Origin of the sequence: Staphylococcus gallinarum, from assembly GCF_029774255.1 — a bacterium.
Lineage (GTDB): Bacteria > Bacillota > Bacilli > Staphylococcales > Staphylococcaceae > Staphylococcus > Staphylococcus gallinarum.
This window is the reverse complement of sequence record NZ_CP069082.1, coordinates 2,807,201-2,831,776: the sequence shown is the minus strand read 5'-3', so window position 1 is coordinate 2,831,776 and position 24,576 is coordinate 2,807,201. Positions and strand designations below refer to the sequence as shown.

Annotated in this window: 22 protein-coding genes and 2 pseudogenes; 13 read left to right on the top strand and 11 right to left on the bottom strand. The window is 33.6% G+C overall.

The window, feature by feature from the left end; genetic code table 11:
* Positions 1 to 96: 96 nt before the first annotated feature.
* From JN168_RS13395 to JN168_RS13365, 7 genes are read right to left on the bottom strand one after another with little or no spacing between them, the layout of a single operon-like run.
* A complete protein-coding gene (locus tag JN168_RS13395; protein WP_279525984.1) occupies positions 97 to 1,602 on the bottom strand; it encodes a tagaturonate epimerase family protein in 1,506 nt (501 codons plus the stop codon).
* Positions 1,603 to 1,637: 35 nt separating this feature from the next.
* Positions 1,638 to 2,888, bottom strand: coding sequence for an MFS transporter (locus JN168_RS13390; RefSeq protein ID WP_107526734.1), 1,251 nt, complete (start codon positions 2,886 to 2,888; stop codon positions 1,638 to 1,640).
* Between the two features lie 16 nt (positions 2,889 to 2,904).
* Positions 2,905 to 3,738 carry an SDR family oxidoreductase gene (locus JN168_RS13385; protein ID WP_107526733.1) on the bottom strand — a complete coding sequence of 278 codons (834 nt, stop codon included), beginning with the start codon at positions 3,736 to 3,738 and terminating at the stop codon, positions 2,905 to 2,907.
* Positions 3,728 to 4,813 (bottom strand): mannonate dehydratase, encoded by a 1,086-nt coding sequence (gene uxuA / locus JN168_RS13380; protein WP_107511798.1) that lies wholly within the window; start codon positions 4,811 to 4,813, stop codon positions 3,728 to 3,730. Before uxuA ends, JN168_RS13385 begins: the two co-directional genes overlap by 11 nt.
* 18 nt (positions 4,814 to 4,831) lie before the next feature.
* Positions 4,832 to 5,845, bottom strand: coding sequence for a zinc-binding alcohol dehydrogenase family protein (locus tag JN168_RS13375; protein WP_279525983.1), 1,014 nt, complete (start codon positions 5,843 to 5,845; stop codon positions 4,832 to 4,834).
* 10 nt (positions 5,846 to 5,855) lie between these two features.
* The gene (locus JN168_RS13370; protein ID WP_279525982.1) at positions 5,856 to 6,806 is read right to left on the bottom strand and encodes a sugar kinase; all 951 of its coding nucleotides are present in this window, start codon (positions 6,804 to 6,806) and stop codon (positions 5,856 to 5,858) included.
* Positions 6,807 to 6,811: 5 nt separating this feature from the next.
* Positions 6,812 to 7,453: a bifunctional 2-keto-4-hydroxyglutarate aldolase/2-keto-3-deoxy-6-phosphogluconate aldolase gene (locus JN168_RS13365; protein WP_107511800.1), complete on the bottom strand. Its 642-nt coding sequence runs from the start codon at positions 7,451 to 7,453 to the stop codon at positions 6,812 to 6,814.
* A gap of 157 nt (positions 7,454 to 7,610) precedes the next feature.
* Between JN168_RS13365 and JN168_RS13360 the strand changes: the two genes are divergently transcribed.
* From JN168_RS13360 to JN168_RS13350, 3 genes and pseudogenes are all read left to right on the top strand, one after another.
* Entirely contained in the window at positions 7,611 to 8,363 is a 753-nt protein-coding gene (locus JN168_RS13360; protein ID WP_107511801.1) for an IclR family transcriptional regulator, read from the top strand.
* Between the two features lie 4 nt (positions 8,364 to 8,367).
* Positions 8,368 to 8,487 (top strand): annotated as a pseudogene (locus JN168_RS13355) (PTS glucitol/sorbitol transporter subunit IIA); the annotation flags it as partial.
* Between the two features lie 130 nt (positions 8,488 to 8,617).
* On the top strand, positions 8,618 to 8,893 hold the full coding sequence (locus tag JN168_RS13350; protein ID WP_269668188.1) for a GNAT family N-acetyltransferase: 276 nt from the start codon (positions 8,618 to 8,620) through the stop codon (positions 8,891 to 8,893).
* An 88-nt stretch (positions 8,894 to 8,981) separates the two neighbouring features.
* Here JN168_RS13350 and JN168_RS13345 read toward each other — a convergent pair whose 3' ends face one another.
* Entirely contained in the window at positions 8,982 to 9,881 is a 900-nt protein-coding gene (locus tag JN168_RS13345) for a DUF5996 family protein (protein WP_279525981.1), read from the bottom strand.
* Between the two features lie 110 nt (positions 9,882 to 9,991).
* On the opposite strand from JN168_RS13345, the gene JN168_RS13340 reads away from it, so the two are divergent.
* Both JN168_RS13340 and JN168_RS13335 read left to right on the top strand, forming a co-directional pair.
* On the top strand, positions 9,992 to 10,609 hold the full coding sequence (locus JN168_RS13340) for a flavodoxin family protein (RefSeq protein WP_042737726.1): 618 nt from the start codon (positions 9,992 to 9,994) through the stop codon (positions 10,607 to 10,609).
* 164 nt (positions 10,610 to 10,773) lie between these two features.
* Positions 10,774 to 10,845 (top strand): annotated as a pseudogene (locus JN168_RS13335) (IS200/IS605 family transposase); the annotation flags it as partial.
* Between the two features lie 189 nt (positions 10,846 to 11,034).
* Here JN168_RS13335 and JN168_RS13330 read toward each other — a convergent pair.
* Positions 11,035 to 11,592, bottom strand: a complete 558-nt coding sequence (locus tag JN168_RS13330; RefSeq protein WP_042737725.1) for an NADPH-dependent FMN reductase — start codon at positions 11,590 to 11,592, stop codon at positions 11,035 to 11,037.
* Positions 11,593 to 11,739: 147 nt separating this feature from the next.
* On the opposite strand from JN168_RS13330, the gene JN168_RS13325 reads away from it, so the two are divergent.
* Positions 11,740 to 12,123, top strand: a complete 384-nt coding sequence (locus JN168_RS13325) for a (4Fe-4S)-binding protein (protein ID WP_042737724.1) — start codon at positions 11,740 to 11,742, stop codon at positions 12,121 to 12,123.
* 344 nt (positions 12,124 to 12,467) lie between these two features.
* Here JN168_RS13325 and JN168_RS13320 read toward each other — a convergent pair whose 3' ends face one another.
* Entirely contained in the window at positions 12,468 to 13,055 is a 588-nt protein-coding gene (locus JN168_RS13320) for a TetR/AcrR family transcriptional regulator (protein WP_107579231.1), read from the bottom strand.
* A 241-nt stretch (positions 13,056 to 13,296) separates the two neighbouring features.
* Between JN168_RS13320 and JN168_RS13315 the strand changes: the two genes are divergently transcribed.
* The 6 genes from JN168_RS13315 (at position 13,297) to JN168_RS13290 (ending at position 21,748) form a co-directional block, all read left to right on the top strand.
* Positions 13,297 to 14,793 (top strand): CoA transferase, encoded by a 1,497-nt coding sequence (locus JN168_RS13315; protein WP_279525980.1) that lies wholly within the window; start codon positions 13,297 to 13,299, stop codon positions 14,791 to 14,793.
* Positions 14,794 to 14,950: 157 nt separating this feature from the next.
* Positions 14,951 to 16,345 carry a branched-chain amino acid transporter BcaP gene (gene bcaP / locus JN168_RS13310; protein ID WP_279525979.1) on the top strand — a complete coding sequence of 465 codons (1,395 nt, stop codon included), beginning with the start codon at positions 14,951 to 14,953 and terminating at the stop codon, positions 16,343 to 16,345.
* Between the two features lie 211 nt (positions 16,346 to 16,556).
* Positions 16,557 to 17,984, top strand: coding sequence for a sugar porter family MFS transporter (locus JN168_RS13305; protein WP_042737720.1), 1,428 nt, complete (start codon positions 16,557 to 16,559; stop codon positions 17,982 to 17,984).
* A 108-nt stretch (positions 17,985 to 18,092) separates the two neighbouring features.
* Positions 18,093 to 20,009, top strand: coding sequence for a 3D-(3,5/4)-trihydroxycyclohexane-1,2-dione acylhydrolase (decyclizing) (gene iolD, locus JN168_RS13300; protein ID WP_107579228.1), 1,917 nt, complete (start codon positions 18,093 to 18,095; stop codon positions 20,007 to 20,009).
* Positions 20,010 to 20,028: 19 nt separating this feature from the next.
* Positions 20,029 to 20,886, top strand: a complete 858-nt coding sequence (locus JN168_RS13295; protein ID WP_279525978.1) for a sugar phosphate isomerase/epimerase family protein — start codon at positions 20,029 to 20,031, stop codon at positions 20,884 to 20,886.
* Positions 20,887 to 20,911: 25 nt separating this feature from the next.
* Positions 20,912 to 21,748 carry a sugar phosphate isomerase/epimerase family protein gene (locus tag JN168_RS13290; RefSeq protein ID WP_042737717.1) on the top strand — a complete coding sequence of 279 codons (837 nt, stop codon included), beginning with the start codon at positions 20,912 to 20,914 and terminating at the stop codon, positions 21,746 to 21,748.
* A 433-nt stretch (positions 21,749 to 22,181) separates the two neighbouring features.
* Here JN168_RS13290 and JN168_RS13285 read toward each other — a convergent pair whose 3' ends face one another.
* Positions 22,182 to 22,940 (bottom strand): DeoR/GlpR family DNA-binding transcription regulator, encoded by a 759-nt coding sequence (locus JN168_RS13285; RefSeq protein ID WP_042737716.1) that lies wholly within the window; start codon positions 22,938 to 22,940, stop codon positions 22,182 to 22,184.
* Positions 22,941 to 23,121: 181 nt separating this feature from the next.
* On the opposite strand from JN168_RS13285, the gene JN168_RS13280 reads away from it, so the two are divergent.
* Complete coding sequence (locus JN168_RS13280; protein WP_042737715.1) at positions 23,122 to 24,576, top strand: CoA-acylating methylmalonate-semialdehyde dehydrogenase; 1,455 nt, start codon at positions 23,122 to 23,124, stop codon at positions 24,574 to 24,576.

Below are 24,576 nucleotides of genomic sequence, written 5' to 3'. Positions count from 1 at the left end.
AATAAATTCCCAAGCTCTAAATCAAAATAATTCAACATAGCACAATTTCAAAAATTATTTCCTGGAAAATACTGAAATAAAACCCTCAGCTTTTAATTAGGCTGAGGGTTTAATTAAATTCAATAATTTTAAGTGCTTGTTTATATGTTTTCTAATAATCTCATGGTAATCTTCCTCATGTTCATTCCAAATTGTTTGTAATCGATTCTTGAATAAAAAGTTTCCTTTATTGTCTTTAGCTGTAAGTAATATTCCAAAAGATACATGTAATAATTGACGTACATTGTCGTTATTAAGATGTGTGTAGTAGTCTTTGTATTCAATGTTTTGTAAGGGTGTTATATTATTTAAGTTTGGAGTTATGTGATAAAATTTTTGAGTTTCATTAAAGTGATTGTATGAATAATTAAAAATTTCTTCATATAAATCTGGTTTGACTTTAGCTATTAATCTTAATGCTTCTAACCAATTTGTACCTGCTGTTTTTAAATGAAATCTCTGATTTGTTATTTGACTTATAGAATTATAAATTGAAAATTTATCGCTTCCAGAATGTATGCTTAATTTATATTTAAAATAATCTGCAATTTGCGAATGAATGTGTAATTCCTTGTTAAATAAATCTATGTCTCCAATATAATCGATACCTTTTTGAAATTCGCCGCAAAACCTAGGGGCCATACTGGTTATCATTATATTGTGAGTATTAAGTTCATTAGCGACAAAAAAATGATCATGTGGAGTAGTTACAGTTTGGGTTTCGTCTATTGATATCTCAAAATCAATTGATCTATCAAGTGGTTGTATATAATTTTGGTAGATGTATATCATATATTGAATAGCAGCGCTGTAAATGATTGCTGCTTTTTTAAGATCCTTTTCTGTGTAAGTCAATATTGTGTTTTTTAATTGAAATACTTGATTTAAATAAGTTGCTTCATAATGTCTTTTGAATTTTTCATCAAGCTCATCATATAGCAAGTTGATTGAATATTCATTTTCTAAATCTAGGTTGTTTTTTATATAATCAGAACAATCAAGGGTCAACATTGAAATGCCCAAGTTAATTTCGCGTGAGATATCTAATTCATCTTTTAAATGGTCTCCATCAGCACCATATCCTAGAATATAACCTTCTTGAAAGACAGAGAATGCAGCACAATCAATAACATCTTCCATTGTTCGGTTTGTTAAATTTAATTCTCGTATACTTTGTTGAGCAAATATTGGTTTGGCATTACTTTCTTGTATAGATTTAATATGTCCAGGAGTTGCCATTCCAATACGATCACCTAGTCCAACAGTAATTTCATTTCTTCCAAATGCTCTTGGAACTGTAAAAGGGAAGTAATTATTTAAAATTAAACGATTCTCGTGTGTTAAATCACATAACTTTGATACATTGTCTATATTTTTTCCCTCTAAATCATGTAACAAGTTACTTTGTCCTGTGCAAATTAGATATTTTTTGTTTTTGTCTTTAATCATTACAATATAGCTATCTTCATATTTAAATAATGATTTTTCGTATACATGAATTGTCTCTGATATTGGTATGACACCCTTTTTTAAATATGGTATCAATTCATTCAAACTATTCATTTAAACAACCCTTTCATGAATTATTATGCAAAATATTATGCATTATTCGATTTGCTTTGAATAGGTTTTACAAAGAATATAACTGTTACAGATGCGATTATTGCAAGTGAACCCGCCAACAAAAAGGCAGCAGTATATGTTCCCGTAGTTTGAACGATATAACCTGTAACGGTTGGACCTATTATTCCAGCTGTATTTGCTAGAAAATGCATGAAACCACCTACAGAACCGATGTTATTGCTATCTACTACATCTTGAGCAATTGCCCAATAAATAGCGCCTGTTAAATATAGAAATAAAACAGAGAGTGCTACTAAAGTAATAGCGCTAACGGTTGTATCTACAATTCCTGATAATCCGATACAAACAGCTGAAATAAATAAACAAACGACAAGTACTAATTTTCGAGAAAATAACACACCTTTTTCAACAGTATGTCTGTGGACAAAGTCGGAAACAATGCCACTGAATGCTAAGCCTAAAAAGCCCAATACCCATGGTATGACAGTAATAATACTCATATTTTCTAGGCTCATATTTCTTGCATCAACTAAATAACTAGGGAACCATGTTAAGAAAAAGAATAAAATATAATTGTATGTGAAAAATGCGAATGCAGTAATTAAAACAGTGGGTTGTTTTAAATAATATGATAAATTGTTATTTGTTTGTGGTGCTATTTCTGCATATCTATCGATTTCAGTTTTATCGATTGCTTTGGGTTTTTCTTTAGCAAAAAACCACCAAGCAATAGCCCAAACTAATCCTATTATCATTAAAACAATAAATGAAAATCTCCAGCCAAGGTGAAGTGCAATATAACCTACAATTGGTCCGGAAATTGCGCCACCTAATGGTGTTCCACTATTTGCCAGTCCAACGACAGAAGCTCTTTTTGAAGGAGGGTACCAATTGTTTACCATTTTATTTATTGTTGAACTTATAGGTCCTTCTCCCATTCCGAATAAAATACGAACAATAAATAAACTAACGAAACCGACTACTAATACAATTGCGCCACTAAACAATGACCAAACAATCATTGCGACAAACAATGTTATTTTAGCACCAAATTTATCTGAAGCTATGCCACCTACAAAATTAAAAATGGCATAACCGATTGAAAAACTACTGAATATTATGCCCATTTGTCCAGGAGATAATTTTAAATCCTCTTGAATAAATGGGGCTGCCACTGATAATGCTGACCGATCTAAGTAATTAATCACACCAGCTAAAAAAAGAAAAACTAATATAATTCTTCCATTACTCCCTATTTTTCCCATGTTTTGTCACTCCTTATTAAACTCCTGAATAAGCCATGAAACCACCATCTATAGGAATGGTTGTGCCATTTACAAACGATGAATATTGATAATCTAATAGCCATAATATTGTTCCTACTAATGCTTCAGGTTTACCAAATTCATTTACAGGTGTATGTTCCAGAATTTTTTGTGAGCGATTAGTTAAACTACCATCTGAATTTAATAATAAGTCTTTGTTTTGCTCTGTTAGAAAGAAGCCTGGAGCGATAGCATTTACACGTATATCTTCTTCTGCAAAATAAACAGATAACCATTGAGTGAAATTGTTAATAGCAGCTTTTGCGGCGCTATATGCAGGAACTTTAGTCATAGGTGAATAACTACTCATTGATGAAAAGTTAATAATTGTAGAATGCTGGGATTTTAGAAGTTCTTCACCAAATATTTTTGACGACAGAAAAGAACCTATAAAATTATTATTGAATACATTTTCAAATCCGCTTTTTTCTAATTTGAAAAAACTTTTGCTATCTGAAGTACTATATGACTCTTCATTTGTTATAGCAGCAGGATTATTACCTCCTGCCCCATTAATTAGATGGTCAATTTGTCCGTAATCAGAAAGTATATCTAATTTTGCTTTAATTAAATCTTCTTCATTTGTTACATCAACTGCATAATTAGAAGCTACGCCACCGTCATTCTTAATTGAGTCAACAATTTCCTTACCTTTTTCAAAGTTTCTATTTAAAATGGCAATTTTCATATTTTGTCTTGCTAATTCTTTGGCTATAGTACGACAGAGTACGCCGCTACCACCGGTAATAACAACAACTTTTTGATTTAAACTTTCGTGTTTACTGAACATTTTTGGCACCTTCTTTGTTTAATTGAAATGCGGTCCATAAACCATTTAAGTACATAATACCTAGTGCGCGATCATACAACCCGTATCCAGGTCTACAATTTTCGTTCCATAGATGTCTTCCATGGTCGGGTCTGATGTAACCTTGATAGTTTGAAGCTGCAAGTATTTTCATTATTTCCGCTAATTCTATATCCCCATCATTGTCATAGTGAGAAGTTTCTACAAAACTATGATCTTCATATATGTGAACATTTCTTAAATGGATGAATGGTGCCTTATGATGATAATTTTTAACTATTTCTGTCATATTATTTTTCTTAGATGCTCCCATCGATCCAGTACAGAGTGTAAGAGCATTGCTAGGACTATCGTTAATCGAAAACATTCTATCGTAACTATCTGGACCTGTAATAATTCTCGGTAAATTAAAAATTGAATAAGGTGGATCATCAGGATGAATTGCCATTTTTATACCACAACGTTCTGCGGTGGGTATAATAGAATTGATAAAGTAGCTAAAATGTTCCCACAATTTTTCTTCGTCGATATCTTTGTAAGCCTCGAATAATTCGCTTATTCGATCTAATTTTTCTTGTTCCCATCCAGGCATAGTAAGGTTATTACTTGATTTAGAAACAGTTTCTATAAGTTCTTTTGGGTCTAAATTTTTAACTTTTTCATAATCAAAATAAAGTGCAGTTGATCCATCTTCTAAGGGATGAAACATTTCTGTTCTTGTCCAGTCAAAAACAGGCATGAAATTATAACAAATAACCTCAACACCGAACTCTGATAGGTTTTCAATAGTTTTTTTATAATTCTCGATATAATAATCTCTGCTTTCATCGCCTAATTTAATAGATTCGTGAACATTTACACTTTCTACTACTTTGGCATTAAATCCATTATCAGTTATATATTCTATTTCCTTAGCAATCTCTTCTTTTTCCCATATTTCGCCAACTGGTTTTTCATGAAGTGCCCAAACAATTCCTGTGGTATTTGGTATTTGTTTTACATCACTAAGTGAGATAGTGTCATTATCTTTGCCATACCAACGAAAAGTCATTTCCATTATGTTCAACTCCAATTATTAAAATTTAATTATCGCTTTTCTTACTTCAGTCGGGTTTTCATCTATAAATTTGAAAGCATCAATTACATCATTGAGTTCAAATTGTTGTGTTACTAAATCAAAATTATCAAATGCACCACTTTCTAAATGTTTAATAACTCCTTTGAATTGATGCGTTTGTAATCTAGAACCGAGTATAGTAAGTTCATTTTTTGTAATAGGCAATTGTGAAATTTGAGCTGGCTGTTCAGCAAATCCTAGAACAACGACTCTACCTGCCGGAGAAGTTACTTGTGTACCTAACTCAAAAGTTTTAGGCGTACAAACAGCATCTATAGAAACATTTACACCTTCGTCATTGGTTATTTTATTTATTTCACTTATTAAGTCTGAATTTTTTATGTTAATTGTTATATCTGCTCCTTGCTGTTTTGCATAATCTAAACGGGTTTGGTCTAAATCCGAGATAATTACAGTACATTCGGTTAATTTCGCGTGTTTCAAAATACATAAACCAATAGGACCTGCACCTTGAATTAGAATAGTATCGCCAACTTGTATATTAGCTCTATAAGTTGCTTGTGCACCAATTGTTAAAGGTTCAATTAATACTGATTTTTCAAAAGGGATATCATTATTCACAGGATGTAATTGTTTCTCGTTAATCGTAAAATATTCTTGTAGACCTCCATCTTCATGTACACCAAAAACGACTAATTTCTTACAAACATTAGGTCTATTTTGTTTGCAAGCATAGCATTCACCGCAAGAAGATATTGGCTCTATTACTACATGTTGTCCAACTTTTAATGTGCTTTCACCATATATCTCTTCTACTACACCTACAACTTCGTGCCCAACCACTCTAGGCAATGTTGCTAAGGGATTTTGTCCATGCAATATATGCCTATCTGATCCACAAATTCCAACACGTTTTGTTTTTACTAATATATTTCTTGTTTCATTTGGTTTAGGTATTTCAGTTTCTTCAAATACCATATTATTTTTGCTTAAAACTTTTACCTTTTTCATAACTTCACCTTTACCTTTCAATAGTTTTTTTATAAGAAAGAAAGTCTTCTACCTCTTCGAGATAGGGAAGGCCTTCATTATCACCTTTAACTTGGGTAACCATACCTCCTACAGCATTAGCAAATCTTAATCTATCTGGTATAGAATAATTTTTACTTTTTGCAAAAATATAGGCTGCTGAAAATCCATCGCCAGCACCTACAGTATCGATTACATTCATTTCAAATGTATCTATTTCGTAGTATTGATTTTGTCCATAATACCTCGTAGCAGAAGCACCACGTTTAATGATAATTTCGTTTATATTATATTGTTCGAATAAATCATTGAATTCTTCAGAATGTTCAGACAAATTTAGCTGTTCAAGTTCGTCATCGCTTGCAATTAATGTGTCTATATAGGGAAATAAAGACGTTAAGCATTTTGTGGCTAGTTCTATGTTCCATGTTTTTAAACGGATGTTTGTGTCTAATGAAATTTGTATATTTAATTTCTTTGCATTTGAAAGCAATTGTTGAATAACATCTATTTTTTCGTTTAATAAGGCTACAAAAACACCACTTATATGCAAATAATCAATATTGGATAAATCTATGTTTAAAACATCTTTAGTGTTTAGTTTTTTGATTGGTGCATTATCTCTATAGTAAAATGATTTACCAGTTCCATCGGCGTTTATTTGTTTAAAATAAACTGAAGTATTGTTGCCGCTACATAATTCAATATGATCTGTATTTATCCCTTCACCTCGTAGAGTATTAATGACAAACTTCCCAAACTCATCAGATCCGATTTTTGAATAAAATGTGGTATTTAAACCGAGCCGTGATGCTGCTATTGCAACATTTAATTCTGCACCACCTAATGTTCTCTCAAAAGTATGGTTGAAACGTAATGGTCCAGTATTTACTGGATTCATAACAATCATAGAATCACCTATAGTAAATAAACTTTTTGTCATAAATGTCACCTACTTTTGTATTTTTTAAAGGCATCTACATAGGATTTAGCTTTGAATTGTATGGATTCATAATTATTTCCAGTAAATGATTTAGTCAAATCACTGCCTATACCAATTGCAAAGCTACCTTGTTGTATCCAGTCTGTGATATTTTGTAAATTCACTCCTCCTGAAGGCATTAATTCTACATTTGGGATTGGGCCTTTTATATCTTTGATAAATTTAGGTCCAAGATGTCCGCCAGGGAATAGTTTAATCAAATCAGATCCATATTTTAAAGCTGTAATGATTTCACTAGCATTATTACAACCAGGTAAGTAAGGAATTGAGTAAGTGTTACATAATTTAGAAATTTCTATATCTAGATGTGGGCTAACAATGAATTTTGCACCACTTTCGATTGCTATTCTCGCAGTTGTAGAATCTAAAACGGTGCCAGCACCAATTAAAATATTTTTATCGTATTTTACTGATGCTTTTTGAATAATTTCACTAGCATTTGGCACTGTATATGTGATTTCAATACTTTTAATACCACCTTCAATTATTTGATCAATGAATTTAATAACTTGATCATTATTATCACCTCGGACAATCGCAATTAAATAGTTATCGTGTAGTCGGTTTAATATTTCATATTTCTTCAAATTTTCACCTTCTGTTCCATAATGTGATACAATATTTCATATAATGAACTTACAAATCATTATACTCATTATGTAAGCGCTGTCAACAATAAATATGTTTGTTTTTTGCTGCTTTAATATTATGATAGAGTAAATTAATACTTGTGAGGTGTTGATAATGGGATCAAACGTACAATCGGTTGATCGTGCTTTAACTATTTTAGAAATTATATCTAATGAAGAAACTGTCAGTTTAAAAGAATTAGTAGAATTTACCGGTTTATCTAAATCGACAATCCATAGAATTGTAAATTCATTAATTGTAAATGGGTATGTTAGACAAGATGAAAATACTGCTAAATATGAAATAACATTTAAAATGTTTCAGTTAGGTAATAAACGGGTTCAAAATATAGATTTTTTAAATGTTGCTAAATCTATGATTAGCCAATTAACAAATACATTAGAAGAAACATGTCATTTGGTAGTAGAAGATAACAATGAAGTTTTGTATATTGATAAATTCGTACCTAGTAACAATTCCCATGCAATGGCATCTAAAATTGGGAAGAGAGCACCTATGTATTGTACTGCGGTAGGTAAATCTATATTGTCTACTTACACAAATGAGAAAATCAAAGAAATATGGGATCAAACTGAAATAAAAAAGTTAACTGAAAATACAATTACTGAATTCGATACATTAATGGAAGAAATCAATGAAATAAGAGAACAAGGTTATTCAGTAGATAATGAAGAGAATGAAAAAGGTATATACTGTGTTAGTACGTATTTTGTGAACTATAGGAACGAAGTTCAAGGGGCTATTAGTTTATCTTTCTCTATTCAAAAATTAGAGAAAAAAGATTATTATGTAAAGGAACTAAAGGATTGTGCATTTAAAATTTCGAAACTACTAGGTTATGATTAGTGTCTTAGGTCACATTACCTTAAAGTTTGACGGTAGTCACGAAGCTGAACAATCTGGAACATTATATTTAGAAGAGGCGGAAGTGCCTAATATCGAAATTGGAACAGAATTAAAAATACTATAACTTTTATGAAAATTGTGCTTCGTTTTACAACTGTAATGTAGGGTAATAAACAATTGATAATTTGTATACCGTGATTCCATAAGGTATTTTTATTATTTATTAGATAGTAGTTTTGAAAGAAGGTGTTATTATGCAAATTAAAAAAGGAACGAACAAGTTTTATGTTGGTGAAGATGAAAATAACTTTTTAGCACAAATGACTTATGTTCCTAGTGGAGAGGGTATGATAATTATTGATCATACCGAAGTTTCTGATGAATTGAGGGGGCAACATGTTGGTAAGGATTTGGTTGAAGCTGGTGTGACTTATGCTCGTGAAAATAATTTGAAGATTGTTCCACTTTGTCCTTTTGCCAAAAGTGTATTTGACAAGACGCCTGAATATAAAGATGTTTTGAAAAATTAAATTTAATAAATAAAAAAATCGACAACTTCTAACGGAATAATTGGGAGGTTGTCGATTTCTTTTGTTTGAGTTGTGATTAGTTCAACTATTATTTGGTGAGATGGTTATTTTTCATTTTTAAAGGTAAGTGGAAGTGGCTACAATCGCCCCAGTTTAAATCATCTTTAAGTATATTATATGATTCATAAAAGAATTGACTTACCGTATCGTGACTTGGCTGTTGATCGGAATTTATTTCTAAAATAAACTCCCCTAAATTCGGATCGAATTTGCTATTATCTGGAAATTTCTGGTGGCATTCAAATTGCTTGTCTGTAAATGGATAGGGTAAGACAAAGAATGTAGGTCCTTCATAATTGTCATCACCAAACCAAAAACCAAATTCGATAAGTTCTTCATCGAAGGCTGCACGTTCTATAACTTTATTATCATCACTAAATGGTCGATGTTCACTATTAATCATTGCACAAGATATATCAAATGTACCCCAAAATAGTGCGGGTTTAAATTTGCGTACTCTTAATGAGGATATAAATTTTGTTTCCGCATGATAGGCAAATTTCATAAGATCTAGGACATTATTTGCGACATCTGATTTATAATGATGGTGATGTGTATCTTGATCTATTGGAGTTGTATCAGCAACTTCTTGAGGTTTTGTGTTTATTTCTAAATGTATACCATGAGAAGTTAAGATTTGTTTAATCTTATTATAATAAGTTTGAATGGTTGTACCATTTTCTAATTCAATACTTTCTTTGTTATTGTTTATACGTACTTCTATGATATTATCTATTAAATTTACTTCGATTAAAAAGTCCTTATCTGCATAATGTAACATCCCAGTACTAAATCCTTGAATGGTGATATCAAGTGCTACATGTGCCCATTGTGGCTCTTGATACATGGATTCTAATTTATATTTTCCAAGGATTTGTGAAAGTATATGAAGCGTTTCTTTTTCTTTTTGCCATTCTTTTAATAACATGACGCTCTCTCCTTTTCAGATATGCTTTACACAACATATACCCAGTGAATGCATGTTTATTCAATTTTAATTTATGGTAAGTGTATTAAAAACAAGAATGGGGTGTCTTTATGAAAGCAGTTATTTTAAACGCAACACTAAAAAATGGAGATGAATTATCGCATACTGAGGCTTTAGCAAGAGAAGCAATGTCAATCTATCAAACTGAAGGAATAGATGTTGAAATGGTTAGAGTGAACGATTATAAAATTGCTTATGGTATTAGTGATGATATGGGGGATGGAGACGAATGGCCAAAACTATTAAATAAGATAATAGATTCGGATATTGTTATTATTGGTACACCACTGTGGCTAGGAGAAAAGAGTAGCGTAGCAACGTTAATTATTGAAAGGCTTTATGGATCTAGTAAATTGGAAAATAATGAAGGGCAATCCATTTTCTATAATAAAGTTGGAGGTGTCATTGTAACTGGTAATGAAGACGGAGCTAAGCATGCATCAGCTTCTATACTTTATGGACTTTCACATATTGGATTTACAATTCCGCCTAATGTAGATGCTTATTGGGTTGGAGAGGCAGGACCTGGACCTTCATATATGGATATCAAGCATGAAAATGACTTTACGAAAAAACATATCAAATGGTTAGCCTATAATACAATGTATATGGCTTCTATATTGAAAAGAACGCCATTACCAAGTAAAGGGAATCGATTAAATGATTAACTAACAAATGGGCTATCTCCTGTTTATTACCATGACTGCAGAAAAAAGCATACACTATGCGTATGGTACAGTATGGTTTTACCATTATATTAAAAATGGCATCTCTAGTGCTAAAACTATCTTTGGTCAGCCAACCAAAATATATACACAAAGAGATGCAATATATGTCATCAGACACAAAAAGCTTAGCACATACAAAATGGAATTGTAAGTACCATATAGTCTTTGCACTAAAATAAACAACACTTTTAAGGTGTTCTAGGAAAGTAGTGCAATTGGTTAATCTTCTCGGTGACCTTATCAGGACTAGTCAGTAATAAGGGTTTCAGTCGCAAAGCAAACCACCTGTTATACGGGTGGTTTTGATTTCTGGAACGATTTTTAAACTAGTGAGTTATCTATAACGTTTTTTTGATAAAGATATTCTAAAACTTTTCTACCCAATTATTAAAACTACTTAAAAATGAGTTGATATGTTTTTGTGTCCGTTCATCATCCAAGTTATGTGTGTCTTCATTAATTTTTTCATGTACTCTACCGACAATTAATTTAGGACCAGCCATAACTTGTGCATTCATTGCAAGTAAACTTTGGCGAATTTGCATTTGTCCTAATGCTGTACCAATGTTACCAGGTGATCCTCCTGCAACTGCAAAAGGTTTATTAATTAACGGTGATTTATCATCTTTGTGTTTTGTTCTAGATGCCCAATCAATAGCATTTTTTAAAGGCCCAGGTATCCCAGAATTATATTCAGGACTAACAATAATTATACCGTCTACATTGTGTATCGACTCTCTAAATAAAGTAACGCTGTCAGCTTCACTTTCCCCTTCTTCATCATAGTTATATAAAGGTAAGTCTTTGAAGCTAATAACAGATGTATCCCAATCTTTAGGTGCTAAACGAATCATTTCATTTAACAAGACTTTATTATATGATCCCGTACGTAAGCTACCACATATAAATCCTATTTTTTTCATTTAATTGACTCCTTCTTTTTTAAATTAATTACATGATACGTTGAAGATAAATATAAATCAAATAAATTTATAGCCATATGTTTGTGTTTTTTAAATGTTAGTAAAAATGTTATATTGAGTTAAATATAAATAGTGGAGGGGATTTATATGCGTAAAACTTATAATGGTAAAAAGATTGATGTGTCATTTGATGCAAAGAGATGTATTCATGCTGCAGAATGTGTAAAAAACTTACCAAAAGTGTTCGATACGAAGAAGAGACCATGGATAAATACGAGTAATGCTGACGTAGATTCAATAGTTCGCGTTGTAGAAATGTGCCCTAGTGGTGCTTTAGAATATGATAGAAAAGACGGGCACTCTAATGAGTGCCACAACCAAAATGTAATAAGTGTGGGCGAAAATAACGAAATTTATATTAAAGGAAACTTTACTTTTAAGTATAAAAATGAAGCGTACAGTTTGAATAGAGCTATTTTCAAAGGTCAAAGTGGAGAGGATGAATATCCATTTTACACGCTTGATGATTAATTGCAGGTGGATAATAGATACATGATTCAAAAATGAGTCTGGACACAAATTTCAGAAAAATAGCACTCAGATGATTCAATTTATCTGAGTGCTTCTTTATTATTCATATTTCGTATTGTTGGCTCGCTTTCCTAGGGGACAGCTTCAGACTGTAGTCTTCAGCTTGTCCTGTTCCCACAGGAGTCTCGCCAAGATACTTCATAATGAATAGTGATTTTACATTAAAAATATGCGTATTTCATATAATGTAATAAACACTATTGAATTAACAAGGTGAATTACATTTAAGGATAATAACGTGCCTAAACATATACTACGAATGACATATCTATTACATATATCTTTCATTTTATTCTTTTTTCTGCTTCAGTTAGCAATCTGATAGGACCATTGGAATTAAGGGTAATTAACCTCTCTGCCATTGTATTGGGCGATTCTTGTAGTTGGCGATTGATCCACCCTTGTATCATGCCTGTGTAAGCAGATGCAATATATTCAGCAACGACATTTTTATCAAGTACCATATGATTGGCGACACCTGTATCTTCAAAAAGTTGCATATAACGTACAGTAATGAAATCTTTTAAAGTTATATAAAAATTGGGGTAGCGTTTAAACATGATATGGTAGAAATCGTAATCATGTCTGATGTGGCTAAAAATATTATTAGCAATATAAAATTGTGATTCTTCTATACTTTGATGTTTTAGGTAAAATTTGTAAGTTTCTCCAAATAGTAGTCCGAAATGACGCTCAATGGTGGCTGTCGTGAGTTGTGATATAGAACGGAAATGCCTATAAAAGGTGGAGCGATTAATTTCTGCATGATTGCATAGTGCGCGGACAGTGATTTTTGCTAATGGTAGGTATTCGAGTAGTTCGATAAACGCGTTTTGAATTTTAATTTGTGATTTTTTATTTTTTGGTGTCATATGTTTTCTCACCCTTTATTGCAACACATGTTATATATGTGTTGCTTTTTTACTTTATGCATGATTGTTTTGTTTAGCATATCGTTTTTATAATGTATTTATACAGTAATTTAAACGTTTGTATTTGTAAATTATTTAAAATGAGTTGCTATATTTGTAACGAGTATTAGAGATGGTTAAGTATTTTAAATGTTAAAAAATAAACGAAGCAAGTGTAAGTATTAGGAGGAATGAATAAACGATGATTAATAATGCTAATGAGTTAAAGGCGCATCTTTTGCAACAAAATAAAAATCGATTGCAAAGTGATCAATTTGATATGCATGCTGCGTTGGAAGATATTTTAAATTCAGTTGGTTATTCAACTGCTGATAGTGGTGGCAAGGTTACGTTTTATGGTAAGGACCCAGTTATGCCTAGTACGTTAAGGTTAGCATCGTTAGCTGGATTAGGGTTAGCAGCTAAATCGGTGGCATTAGCACATTTATGGCAAGTCAGAGGTGGCAAAGGTCAAGATATTCACATAGATATTCGTAAGGCAGTGAAACGTCTGTCACCTTTTTATGAAAGAAAATGGGAAACTTTGAATGGTTTTCCTGCAAAGGGTCAAGAGGATCCTCATACACCATTTCGATTTGATTTTTACCAAACTAAAGATAAGCGCTGGGTAATGCCACTAAATCCTTATCCAAATGCTAAGGCACATGTGATGGAACTATTAAATTGTCGTTCAACGAAAGAGGCTGTTGCGGAAGCTATTAAGGGTTGGAATGGTCAGGATTTAGAAATTGCAGGTGCTGAAAAAGGTGTCGTTATGCCAATGGTACGTTCGCTAGAAGAATTTGTAGAAGAGGAACAATTTCAACATATTGCGGAGACGGAATTAATCGAAATTAAAAAAATAGCTGATTCTAAGCCGGAAGCATTTTCAGAGGAACCCGAACAACCTTTAAGTGGTGTGAGGGCGCTTGGAATGGGACACGTCATCGCAGGTGCTGGATTAGGAAGAGGATTAGCCTTGCATGGTGCAGATGTATTAAATGTGTGGCGACCGTCAGAATTAGAAGTTGAAACAATGTATCTCACTTCTAATGTTGGTATGCGTTCAACATATTTGGATATAGATCATAATCAAGAGCATAGAAGTCGATTTGATGCATTACTTCAAGGTGCAGATATATTCTTTATAAATAAAAGATATGGCTTTATGGAAAAATATGGTCTGACGCCAAATGACTTAGCCCAAAAAAGACCCGGTATCATTCATGCATCGGTTAATTTACACGGGCATACGGGACCTTGGAAGAACCGTAACGGCTTTGATCAAACTGCCGGCAGTGTGACGGGAGTCATGACACTTGAAGGTTCAGTTGATAAACCTAAATTACCACCTATCGTTGTGGTTAATGATTATGTAATCTCGTGGTTGTTAGAGTTAGGAGTTATTAAAGCTTTAGAACGTCGAGCTAAAGAAGGTGGTAGCTATAGTGTGAGTGTATCTTTAAGTAAAGTATCAGCTTATTTAATGTCGTTAGGTATCTTTGATAAAGACTACGCAAAAACCATGTCGAATAGTAACGAAGAACATCAAATCGTCGCACCAGATCAATTTGAAGCGGAGACCCCTTTAGGAACGTATAAAGGCGTGACAGACCAAGTTTATATGTCAGAAACACCAGGGGAATATGACACCGTCTTGATGGTTCGAGGTTCTGATAAACCTCAGTGGAAAGATTGAATCAAAGTTAACCAAAGTGATTTAAATAATATGAATTAAGTATATAGGTCATGAAAACTAACGTAATAAGTTAGTTTTCATGACCTATATTTTTTAATATTTTGTTATGGGTGTACTATTGGTTTGATTCAAAATAAATTCAGAATGGGGTGGTTGTATGGGGTTAATGAGTAAGAAAGATATTAATTTGGTTATAAGAGATAATGATACACAGTTAAGTAAATGTTTAAATTCATTTGATTTAACAATGTTAGGTATAGGTGCCATTATTGGAACGGGTATTTTTGTATTAACAGGTACAGGAGCCTTAAAGGTGGGACCGGGTTTGATGTTTGCATTTATTATAGCAGCACTAGCTTGTTTGTTTGCCGCACTATGCTATGCTGAATTTGCTTCCATGGTCCCTATAGCGGGGTCTGCATACACATATACTTATACAACGATTGGTGAAATTTTTGCATTTATTATTGGATGGGATCTTGCGCTAGAATATATGCTTGGTGTAAGTACAGTATCGGTAGGATGGTCGGGTTACTTTAGGTCTTTTATTGAAGGATTTGGTATTACGATACCATCACAACTTACTGCAGCTCCTGGAGTGATAACAAGTGATAAAGTTACAGGGGTATTCAATTTGCCGGCATTTTTGATTGTGTTAATCATTACCTTTTTAATAGCGATGGGTATAAAAGAAACTAAACGTGTAAATAACATTATGGTATTAATTAAAATTGTTGTTGTCATGCTCTTCATTTGCGTAGCGATTTTTTACGTCAAACCAGCGAATTTATCTCCCGTAATGCCGTTTGGGTTTTCAGGGGTGTTTGCTGCAGCAGCAACAGTGTTTTTCGCATTTATTGGTTTTGATGCAGTATCATCTAGTACAGAAGAAACGATTAACCCAGCGAAGACAATGCCACGTGGCATTATTCTTTCATTATTAATTTGCACGGTGTTATATGTCATTGTATCGCTCATAATGACTGGTGTAGTTCCATTTAAATTATTTGGTCAATATGAAGATCACCCAGTTTCTGCAGTATTGAAATATTCTGGTCAGAATTGGATATCTGGAATCATTGATATTGGTGCTATCTTAGGTATGACTACAGTTATGCTGGTTATGCTATATGGTCAAACGCGTGTGACATATGCAATGTCGAAAGATGGTTTAATGCCGAAATTCTTTTCTAAAGTAAATGGAAAGACAGATACGCCATTCATTGCTACTTGGTTATTTGGTATGGTTTCTGCATTGTTAGGTGGTTTTGTATCGATTGATGCTTTATCAGAAATGGTAAATATTGGTACATTATCGGCATTTATATTAGTAGCTATTTCAATTATTGTGTTAAGAAAAACTGCTCCACATATTCCTCGGAAATTTAAATGTCCGGCGGTACCAATTATCCCCATTTTTGCAATTATATTTTGCTTGTTTTTAATTTTGAATTTAGATCCAATAACATGGCTAAGATTTTTGGTTTGGCTGATTATAGGTTTTGTAGTTTATTTTGTATATTCGAGAAAGCATGCTATTTTAAATCATTAAGGGCATGAAGTGAATATGAAAGGTCGCTGCGTCTAACTAAGTGAAATATCACGAGTTAGGCGTATTTTTTATTGTGGAAAGCATACATATAAAGTGTAAAGATTATAAAAATAATTGACTGAAAGCGCTATCAGTATTACTATAATTATTAAATATTGGTTATGTTTTAGTGTAATTTTGGATTTTATCACCAAAAACAAGGGGTGTTTTCATGAAAAAATCAGAATGTGACATAAAACGACGCAAAATGAAAAGGATTACATTGATTGCGACGTTTGGTGGATTGCTATTTGGGTTTGATACAGGGGTTATTAATGGTGCTTTACCGTATATGTCTTTATCGAATCAGTTAGATTTATCACCTGCTACTGAAGGTTTGGTATCGAGTTCGCTTGTATTTGGAGCTGCATTTGGTGCAATTACAGGTGGAAGGTTATCCGATACTTTAGGAAGAAAGAAAATGATTATGGTATTAGCAATTATTTTCTTTTTTGCAACGTTAGGTTGTGGGTTATCACCTAATGTATTCTCGATGGTTATTTTTAGATTGATATTAGGTTTAGCTGTCGGTGGCGCTTCAGTAATCGTACCGACTTTCCTTTCTGAAATGTCTTCTAAAGAGGATCGGGGACGAATGGTCACACAAAATGAATTGATGATTGTTTCTGGTCAGTTGATGGCTTATGTTATCAATGGTGTTTTAGGAAATTTAGTAGATAATCCAGGTATTTGGAGAGTGATGTTATTAGTTGCTACATTACCAGCGGTTATCTTGTGGTTTGGTATGTTGCGTGTACCTGAAAGTCCGAGATGGCACGCGAGTAAGAGTAAATATTGGCCTGCTTATACGATTTTAAGAACACTAAGAGATGAACAGACGGCAGCAGAAGAAATAAAAGAAATTAAAACAGTGATAGATAAAGAGAAATTAATTAAAGAGAAGTCGAAAAATGAATTTACTAAACCATGGATTCGTAAGATTTTGTTAATTGGTATAGGTTTAGGTGTTGTACAACAAATAACGGGTGTTAACTCTATTATGTATTACGGTACTGAAATACTGCGTAATGCAGGCTTTGGTACGAAGGCAGCTCTAGTTGGAAATATTGCGAATGGTGTGATATCGGTTATAGCAACGTTTGTTGGTATTTGGCTATTAGGCAAGATTGGTAGACGAACGATGTTAATTACGGGTCAATTAGGTATTGTAGCAACATTGATATTGTTAAGTATTGTTCCATTATTTTTAAAGGGAACAGTCGTATTACCATTTATTATATTGTTATTAACGGTAACATTTTTAGCGTTTCAACAAGGGTGTGTATCACCAGTCACTTGGCTAATGTTATCTGAAATATTCCCATTAAAGGTTAGAGGATTAGGAATGGGAGCGAGTGTGTTCTTTTGTTGGATGACGAATTTCTTAGTAAGTTTGTTGTTCCCTATCTTACTGGGACATTTAGGTTTAGCATCCACGTTTACGATATTCGTAGTCTTGAATTTAGTAGCAGTTATATTCGTTAAAAAATTCTTGCCGGAAACGAAGGATAAATCACTAGAAGAAATTGAAGAATACTTTAAAGCAACGGTAAAAAAGGACGAAGTAATTGGAAAGAACGTGGTTAAGGAAGCGAAATAATTTATAAATTAAAGTAATTATGATTGACTGAAAGCGGTAACAAATATATGATGGTCATAAGTTGATTAAGTTTTGGTATCTTTGAATAGGTTAAGAGAGGGTGGTTTTATGGCAAAGAAAATAAGATTAACAACAGGTCAAGCGGTAGTGAAGTTTTTAAAACAGCAGTATATCAGTGTTGATGGTGAAGAATCACCATTTGTAGAAGGGGTACTCGATATATTTGGGCATGGTAATGTCGTGGGTATTGGTCAAGCTTTGGAGGAAAGTCCAGGTGACTTAAACATTATACAAGGTAAAAATGAACAAGGTATGGCGCATGCAGCGATTGCATTTGCGAAACAACGTTTACGTCGCCAAATCTATGCAGTAACCACTTCAGTTGGACCAGGATCTGCCAATTTAACAGCTGCAGCAGGAACAGCACTCGCAAATAATATTCCTGTATTGCTGTTACCAAGTGATACCTTTGCAACGAGACAACCTGATCCAGTGTTACAACAAGTTGAACATGAATCGAATTTAACAACAACTACTAACGACGCACTTAAAGCTGTATCTCGTTATTGGGATAGAGTTACTCGTCCAGAACAATTAATGTCTAGCTTAATAAGAGCATTTGAGGTATTGACGAACCCAGCTCAGGCAGGACCAGCAACGGTATGTATTTCACAAGATGTGCAAGGTGAAGCCTTTGACTTTGATGAGTCTTTCTTTGAGAAACGTGTACATTATATTGATCGTCCAGAACCGGTAGCAAGAGAAATAGATTTAATGATTGAAACAATTAAAAATAGTGAAAAGCCAATCATACTTGTTGGTGGTGGCGCGAAATATTCAGGTGCACGCGATGAATTAATTGAAATTTCAGATAAATATAATATTCCATTAGTTGAAACACAAGCAGGTAAATCAACAGTAGAAGCAACGTTTAAGCATAATTTAGGTGGCATGGGAATTACAGGTACATTGGCTGCAAACAAAGTAGCATATGCGGCTGACTTAGTCATTGGTATTGGTACACGTTATACAGATTTTGCGACTTCTTCTAAGACTGCGTTTGATTTTGATAAGACTAAGTTTTTAAATATAAATGTTAATCGCATGCAAGCTTATAAATTAGATGCAGTACAAGTTGTTGCTGATGCTAAGGTTACATTGCAACACCTCTTGAAACGCCTTGGAGATGACTATCAAACGGGTTATGGTGAATCGATAAATGAGGTTAAGACTGAGTGGCTGAATGAACGTTCGCGTTTGAGTCAAATTCAATTTAATCGTGAGCATTTTGATCCGGAGATTAAGGAACAATTTGATCAAAATATCTTAAATGAGTATGCAGATGCGTTAGGTACAGAGTTAACACAAAGTTCAGTTGTCTTGAAGTTAAACGAAGTGGTATCACCTGACAGTAATGTTATCACATCTGCGGGGTCTCTTCCGGGGGACTTACAGAGATTATGGAATGCTTCTGTACCGAACACTTACCATGTTGAATATGGTTATTCTTGTATGGGATACGAAATATCTGGTGCACTTGGTGTCAGATTAGCAGAACCAGAGCATGAAGTATATTCGTTCGTAGGTGACGGTAGTTTCTTAATGTTACATTCTGAATTTATAACATCACTACAATATAACAAGAAGATTAATCTATTGTTATTTGATAACTCGGGATACGGTTGTATCAATAATTTACAAATGGAAAACGGAGTGAATAGTTATCACACTGAATTTCGAACAGCAGATAATGAAATTCTGAATATTGATTATGCCAAAGTAGCTGAAGGTTATGGAGCTAAGGTTTATAAAGTGTATTCATTAGAGGAGTTAGAAGCTGCTATTAAAGATGCTGAACAACAAGACATTAGTACGTTAATTGAGATTAAAGTTTTGCCAAAAACAATGACGGACGGTTATGAGAGTTGGTGGCATGTTGGTGTTCCGGAGGTTTCTAATTCTGAAAAAACACAAGCTGCTTTTGATTTAAAAGCGGGAAAGCTAGCACAAGGTAAACAATATTAAACAAGGGGCGTGTAATAATATGAAATTAGCATTAGATCCAGCAATGTATACAGATTTATCAATGAAGGAAGTTATCGATAAGGCAGCTAGGCTTGGTTATGATTATATTGAATTGTCTCCAAGAGAAGACTTTATTCCTTTTTATAAGTATCCAAAAGTGGATAAAGCAATGATTAAAAATGTAAAAAAATGGTGTAGTGATGCGGGTGTACAATTGTCTTCGATATTACCTGTAATGGCGTGGTCAGGGCCTGATGAAGAGCAACGACAAGGTGCAGTGCGTAATTGGAAACGTGCGATTGAAATTGCGAGTGATTTGAACGTGGATGTGATGAATACAGAATTTAATGGTAGTAAATATGAACAACAAAGATGTGAAGAGAAGTTTATCAAATCAATGGATGAATTATTGCCGATTTTTGAAAAGGAAGGTATGAAATTAAATTTACAAGCGCATCCCTATGATTTTATAGAACGTAATGATGAAGCATTGCGCATGATTCGTGCTTTGGATAGAGAGTGGATTAACTTAGTGTTCTCGACTGCGCATACATTCTTCCATGATGATGGTATAGGCGATATTGAAACAATGTTCGATGATGCGGGCGACAAGTTACAACATGTATTGTTCTCTGATACATTTAACCACACAGCTGCGAATGGATTACGTTATATTGTGAATCCACCAGGAGCGGAAGTAACTGTGCACCAACATTTGAATATTGGTGAAGGTGAAGTGGACTTTGAAACGATATTTAGAAAGTTAAAAGAAATGAAATTTGATGGTATTGCTACAAATTCTGTATTTGCATGGGTTGATAGAGCGGATGAATCTGCACAATTTATGTTGGAGCGATTGAAGAAGGAGTTATTTTAAGTCTAGATAATGGATGAGGTGTGCTATGAAATTAGGGTATAATGTGGCGACTACAAAGGAAAATGCAACATTGCAACAGGAATTAGAATTATGTGATAAACATGGTTATGACTTTATTGAAATACAAATGGATAAGATGCCGGAGTATTTAAAAACACATACGCTTGAAGATATGAAAGCATTTTTCGATACACATCATATTAAGCCGTTAAGTCTCAATGCATTGCAGTTCTTTAATAATAGGAATGATGCGGATTATAGAGTTGTATTAGATGAATTTAAAGAATGGCTAGAGATTGCGCATTATCTAGGAGCAAAATATATCGTTCTCGTGCCATTGGTTACGGAAACTAAAATACTCAATAAGGCGATTCATGATAGTTGTGTTAAGGTTATGACAGAATTTGCAACGTTAGCCGAAGCATATCATATTAAGATTGCGTTAGAGTTTTTAGGGGCACCATATGCAACGGTTAACACATTCCAACAAGCGTATGATATCGTCGAGGACGTGGCGAAACCGAATGTAGGATTGGTATTAGATTTCTTTCATTTTCATGCAATGGGATCTAATTTAGCAGATTTGCGCAAGGCTAAGGCAGAAAATATATTTTTGTTACATATTAATGATGTAGATGACTACCCGATTGGTATATTAACGGATGAAGATAGATGTTTCCCAGGTCATGGTGTCATTGATATTAAAGGTATATTTAATACGCTTCGTGAGATTGGATTTCAAGGTGAGTTTATTTCGATTGAGCTCTTTCGTCCGGAATATTATCGATTGCCAGCTGAAGATGTCATTGTGAAATCTAAGGAAACGGTTAAGGAAAGTGTGCAACCGTTCTATCCAATTTAATTTAAAATTTAAACTGTAATCAGGTTGAGACAGTATGTGGTTTGTTATCTTTACAATTTTTACGTTAAAGAGTTCAGACCAACCATCGTCTCAGCCTTTTTGTGTGATAATGTGCGCATTATTAAGCTAAATTACTAAAGCTGAAGATGGATTACAAACTGATAGCGTTCTTAAGTGGCCTATATAAGCGAGATTGTTATTATGGCATGCACGAGTTAAGTTAAGTCCAGTTAAGCAAAATTGAAACATGGTAAGTAATACATAGTTAAGTCTAAGTAAATTATTTGTAGCGTTATGATCATGTATCGATACGTATGACGTTGAATTTAGTCATAGTTGCAACCGTTGATCGGTCGGTGAACCAAAAGAGGTAACACCTGAATGAACAGGTGTTACCTCTAATGTTAATATTGATGAACTTTTGTATAAATGGTTATGTTTCAATTGTGACATTTGCAGATTTAAGAAAATCTACAAATTCTTGAGACGGTGTCTTGTCGGTAATTAATGTGTCGAGTTCTGCGCATTCCATAAATGTAAGAAGTGTAGAACGGCCCATTTTTGTGTGATCCGCCAGTGCATAAACATACTTTGAACGAGAGACGATTAATTTTTTAATAATATTTTCTTCTAATTCGGCATTTGAGAGGCCGTTTTTTATATCGACACCTGTCGCGGCCATAAATGCTTTGTCGATGTTGAATTTTTCAATAAGATTATTTGATTCGATACCGATAAATGAACGTGTACGGAATTTAAATTGTTCACCGATAATAAATAGTGACACATTTTTAAAGACGGAAGCTTTATTAATAATGTCTAAACTATTTGAGATAATAGTAAAAGGTAGTTCTGTATCGACGTAATCTAAAATATGGACTGTTGTAGTTCCAGTATCAAGATATACGACATCATGTGCCTTTATACGTTTGGCTGCCTTTTTGGCAATGTGAATTTTCTCTTCATAGTGTTCAATATTTCGCTTCGAGTAGTCGACAGCTTGTGTAATAGAACTATCAACCGCCTTTACACCACCGTAAACCTTTTTAACTTTATTCATATCGGCTAATACTGTGATATCGCGACGTATTGTATTAATTGAAACGTTGAAGTAATCACTTAATTCATCAATAGACGCAGCTTGATTTTCGTTAATATAGGATTCAATCGCGTGTATCCTTTTCGTTTTCATATTTGTTACCCCCAATAATTTATATAATACACAACATTTCTGTATTACTCAACACTTAATAAAAAAATGACAAAAAGTTGACAATAATCACTCCTTTTTATAAAATAACCAATAAGTAATCAATATTTAACCAAAATTATACTAAAAAATGGAAGCGTTTTCCAAAGAGGAGGAACAAGAAATGGCAGAAATCTTAAAAAATTATATTAATGGTGAATGGGTGAATTCAAAATCACAGGAAACAATTGAAGTTTATAACCCGGCAACAAAGGAAGTTATCGCAGAAGTACCATTATCAACTAGAGCAGAATTAGACGAAGTAGCAGAAATTGCTCAAAGTGCATTTGAAGAGTGGAGTCAGGTTGCAGTTCCAAAAAGAGCACGCTTATTATTCAACTTACAACAAATTTTACAAGAAAATAAACAAGAGTTAGCAGAAATTATTACGAAAGAAAATGGTAAAAGTGTTGGGGAAGCTTTAGGTGAGGTACAACGCGGTATTGAAAATGTAGAATTTGCTGCAGGCGCACCATCACTAATGATGGGAGATTCCTTATCAAGTATTGCTACAAATATTGAAGGTACAAGTTATCGATACCCTGTTGGCGTTGTAGGCGGTATCACACCTTTCAACTTCCCGATGATGGTACCTTGTTGGATGTTCCCAATGGCAATTGCGCTAGGTAACACATTTATTATTAAACCTTCAGAGAAAACACCGTTACTTGTAAATAAATTGGCTGAATTGGTTGAGCAAGCTGGGTTCCCTAAAGGTGTATTCAATGTAGTGCATGGTGCACATGACATTGTAAATGGTATTTGTGAAAACGAAAAAATAAAAGCGGTTTCATTTGTAGGTTCTAAACCAGTTGGTGAATATGTATATAAAAAGGCAACAGAAAATTTAAAACGAGCTCAGTGTTTAACAGGTGCTAAAAATCATACGATTATCTTAAATGATGCCAACATTGATTCAGCTGTGAAAGACGTTATCGGTGCAGCCTTTGGCTCGGCTGGTGAGCGTTGTATGGCAGCAGCGGTAGTTGCGGTTCAAGAGGGTGTGTATGATGAATTTAAAGAAAAATTAGTACAAGCAGCTAAGGATATTGTCATCGGTAATGGTTTAGAAGATAACGTATTCCTAGGTCCAGTTATCAGAGAAGAGAATAAAGAACGCACATTAAACTATGTAGATCAAGGTGTCGAAGAAGGTGCGACGCTTGTATTAGATGGTCGTGAAGATAATAAAGATGAAGGTTACTTTGTTAAGCCAACTATTTTTGAAGATGTCACAACAGATATGAAGTTATGGCAAGATGAAATATTTGCACCTGTATTATCGTTAGTAAAAGTAACAGATCTTAAAGAAGGTATTGCACTAGCTAATAAATCAGAATTTGCTAATGGCGCTTGCTTATTTACAGATAGTGCTTCATCTATAAGATACTTTAGAGAATTCATCGATGCCGGCATGTTAGGTATTAACCTTGGTGTGCCAGCTCCAATGGCAGTATTCCCATTCTCTGGTTGGAAATCATCGTTCTTTGGCTCATTACATGCGAATGGTAAAGATAGTATTGATTTCTTTACACATCGTAAAGTAGTAACAGCTCGTCACGGCGAACCTCAATATTAA

Excerpts from the sequence above, each read along its gene's own strand:
- JN168_RS13325 (WP_042737724.1), top strand. The coding sequence starts at position 11,740 with ATGCGTAAAACTTATAATGGTAAAAAGATTGATGTGTCATTTGATGCA.
- JN168_RS13345 (WP_279525981.1), bottom strand. The coding sequence starts at position 9,881 with ATGTTATTAAAAGAATGGCAAAAAGAAAAAGAAACGCTTCATATACTT.
- JN168_RS13315 (WP_279525980.1), top strand. The coding sequence starts at position 13,297 with ATGATTAATAATGCTAATGAGTTAAAGGCGCATCTTTTGCAACAAAAT.
- JN168_RS13340 (WP_042737726.1), top strand. The coding sequence starts at position 9,992 with ATGAAAGCAGTTATTTTAAACGCAACACTAAAAAATGGAGATGAATTA.
- JN168_RS13305 (WP_042737720.1), top strand. The coding sequence starts at position 16,557 with ATGAAAAAATCAGAATGTGACATAAAACGACGCAAAATGAAAAGGATT.
- JN168_RS13390 (WP_107526734.1), bottom strand. The coding sequence starts at position 2,888 with ATGGGAAAAATAGGGAGTAATGGAAGAATTATATTAGTTTTTCTTTTT.
- uxuA (WP_107511798.1), bottom strand. The coding sequence starts at position 4,813 with ATGGAAATGACTTTTCGTTGGTATGGCAAAGATAATGACACTATCTCA.
- JN168_RS13375 (WP_279525983.1), bottom strand. The coding sequence starts at position 5,845 with ATGAAAAAGGTAAAAGTTTTAAGCAAAAATAATATGGTATTTGAAGAA.
- JN168_RS13350 (WP_269668188.1), top strand. The coding sequence starts at position 8,618 with ATGCAAATTAAAAAAGGAACGAACAAGTTTTATGTTGGTGAAGATGAA.
- JN168_RS13395 (WP_279525984.1), bottom strand. The coding sequence starts at position 1,602 with ATGAATAGTTTGAATGAATTGATACCATATTTAAAAAAGGGTGTCATA.
- JN168_RS13320 (WP_107579231.1), bottom strand. The coding sequence starts at position 13,055 with ATGACACCAAAAAATAAAAAATCACAAATTAAAATTCAAAACGCGTTT.
- JN168_RS13360 (WP_107511801.1), top strand. The coding sequence starts at position 7,611 with ATGGGATCAAACGTACAATCGGTTGATCGTGCTTTAACTATTTTAGAA.
- JN168_RS13280 (WP_042737715.1), top strand. The coding sequence starts at position 23,122 with ATGGCAGAAATCTTAAAAAATTATATTAATGGTGAATGGGTGAATTCA.
- JN168_RS13285 (WP_042737716.1), bottom strand. The coding sequence starts at position 22,940 with ATGAAAACGAAAAGGATACACGCGATTGAATCCTATATTAACGAAAAT.
- JN168_RS13330 (WP_042737725.1), bottom strand. The coding sequence starts at position 11,592 with ATGAAAAAAATAGGATTTATATGTGGTAGCTTACGTACGGGATCATAT.
- JN168_RS13290 (WP_042737717.1), top strand. The coding sequence starts at position 20,912 with ATGAAATTAGGGTATAATGTGGCGACTACAAAGGAAAATGCAACATTG.
- bcaP (WP_279525979.1), top strand. The coding sequence starts at position 14,951 with ATGGGGTTAATGAGTAAGAAAGATATTAATTTGGTTATAAGAGATAAT.
- JN168_RS13385 (WP_107526733.1), bottom strand. The coding sequence starts at position 3,738 with ATGTTCAGTAAACACGAAAGTTTAAATCAAAAAGTTGTTGTTATTACC.
- iolD (WP_107579228.1), top strand. The coding sequence starts at position 18,093 with ATGGCAAAGAAAATAAGATTAACAACAGGTCAAGCGGTAGTGAAGTTT.
- JN168_RS13370 (WP_279525982.1), bottom strand. The coding sequence starts at position 6,806 with ATGACAAAAAGTTTATTTACTATAGGTGATTCTATGATTGTTATGAAT.
- JN168_RS13295 (WP_279525978.1), top strand. The coding sequence starts at position 20,029 with ATGAAATTAGCATTAGATCCAGCAATGTATACAGATTTATCAATGAAG.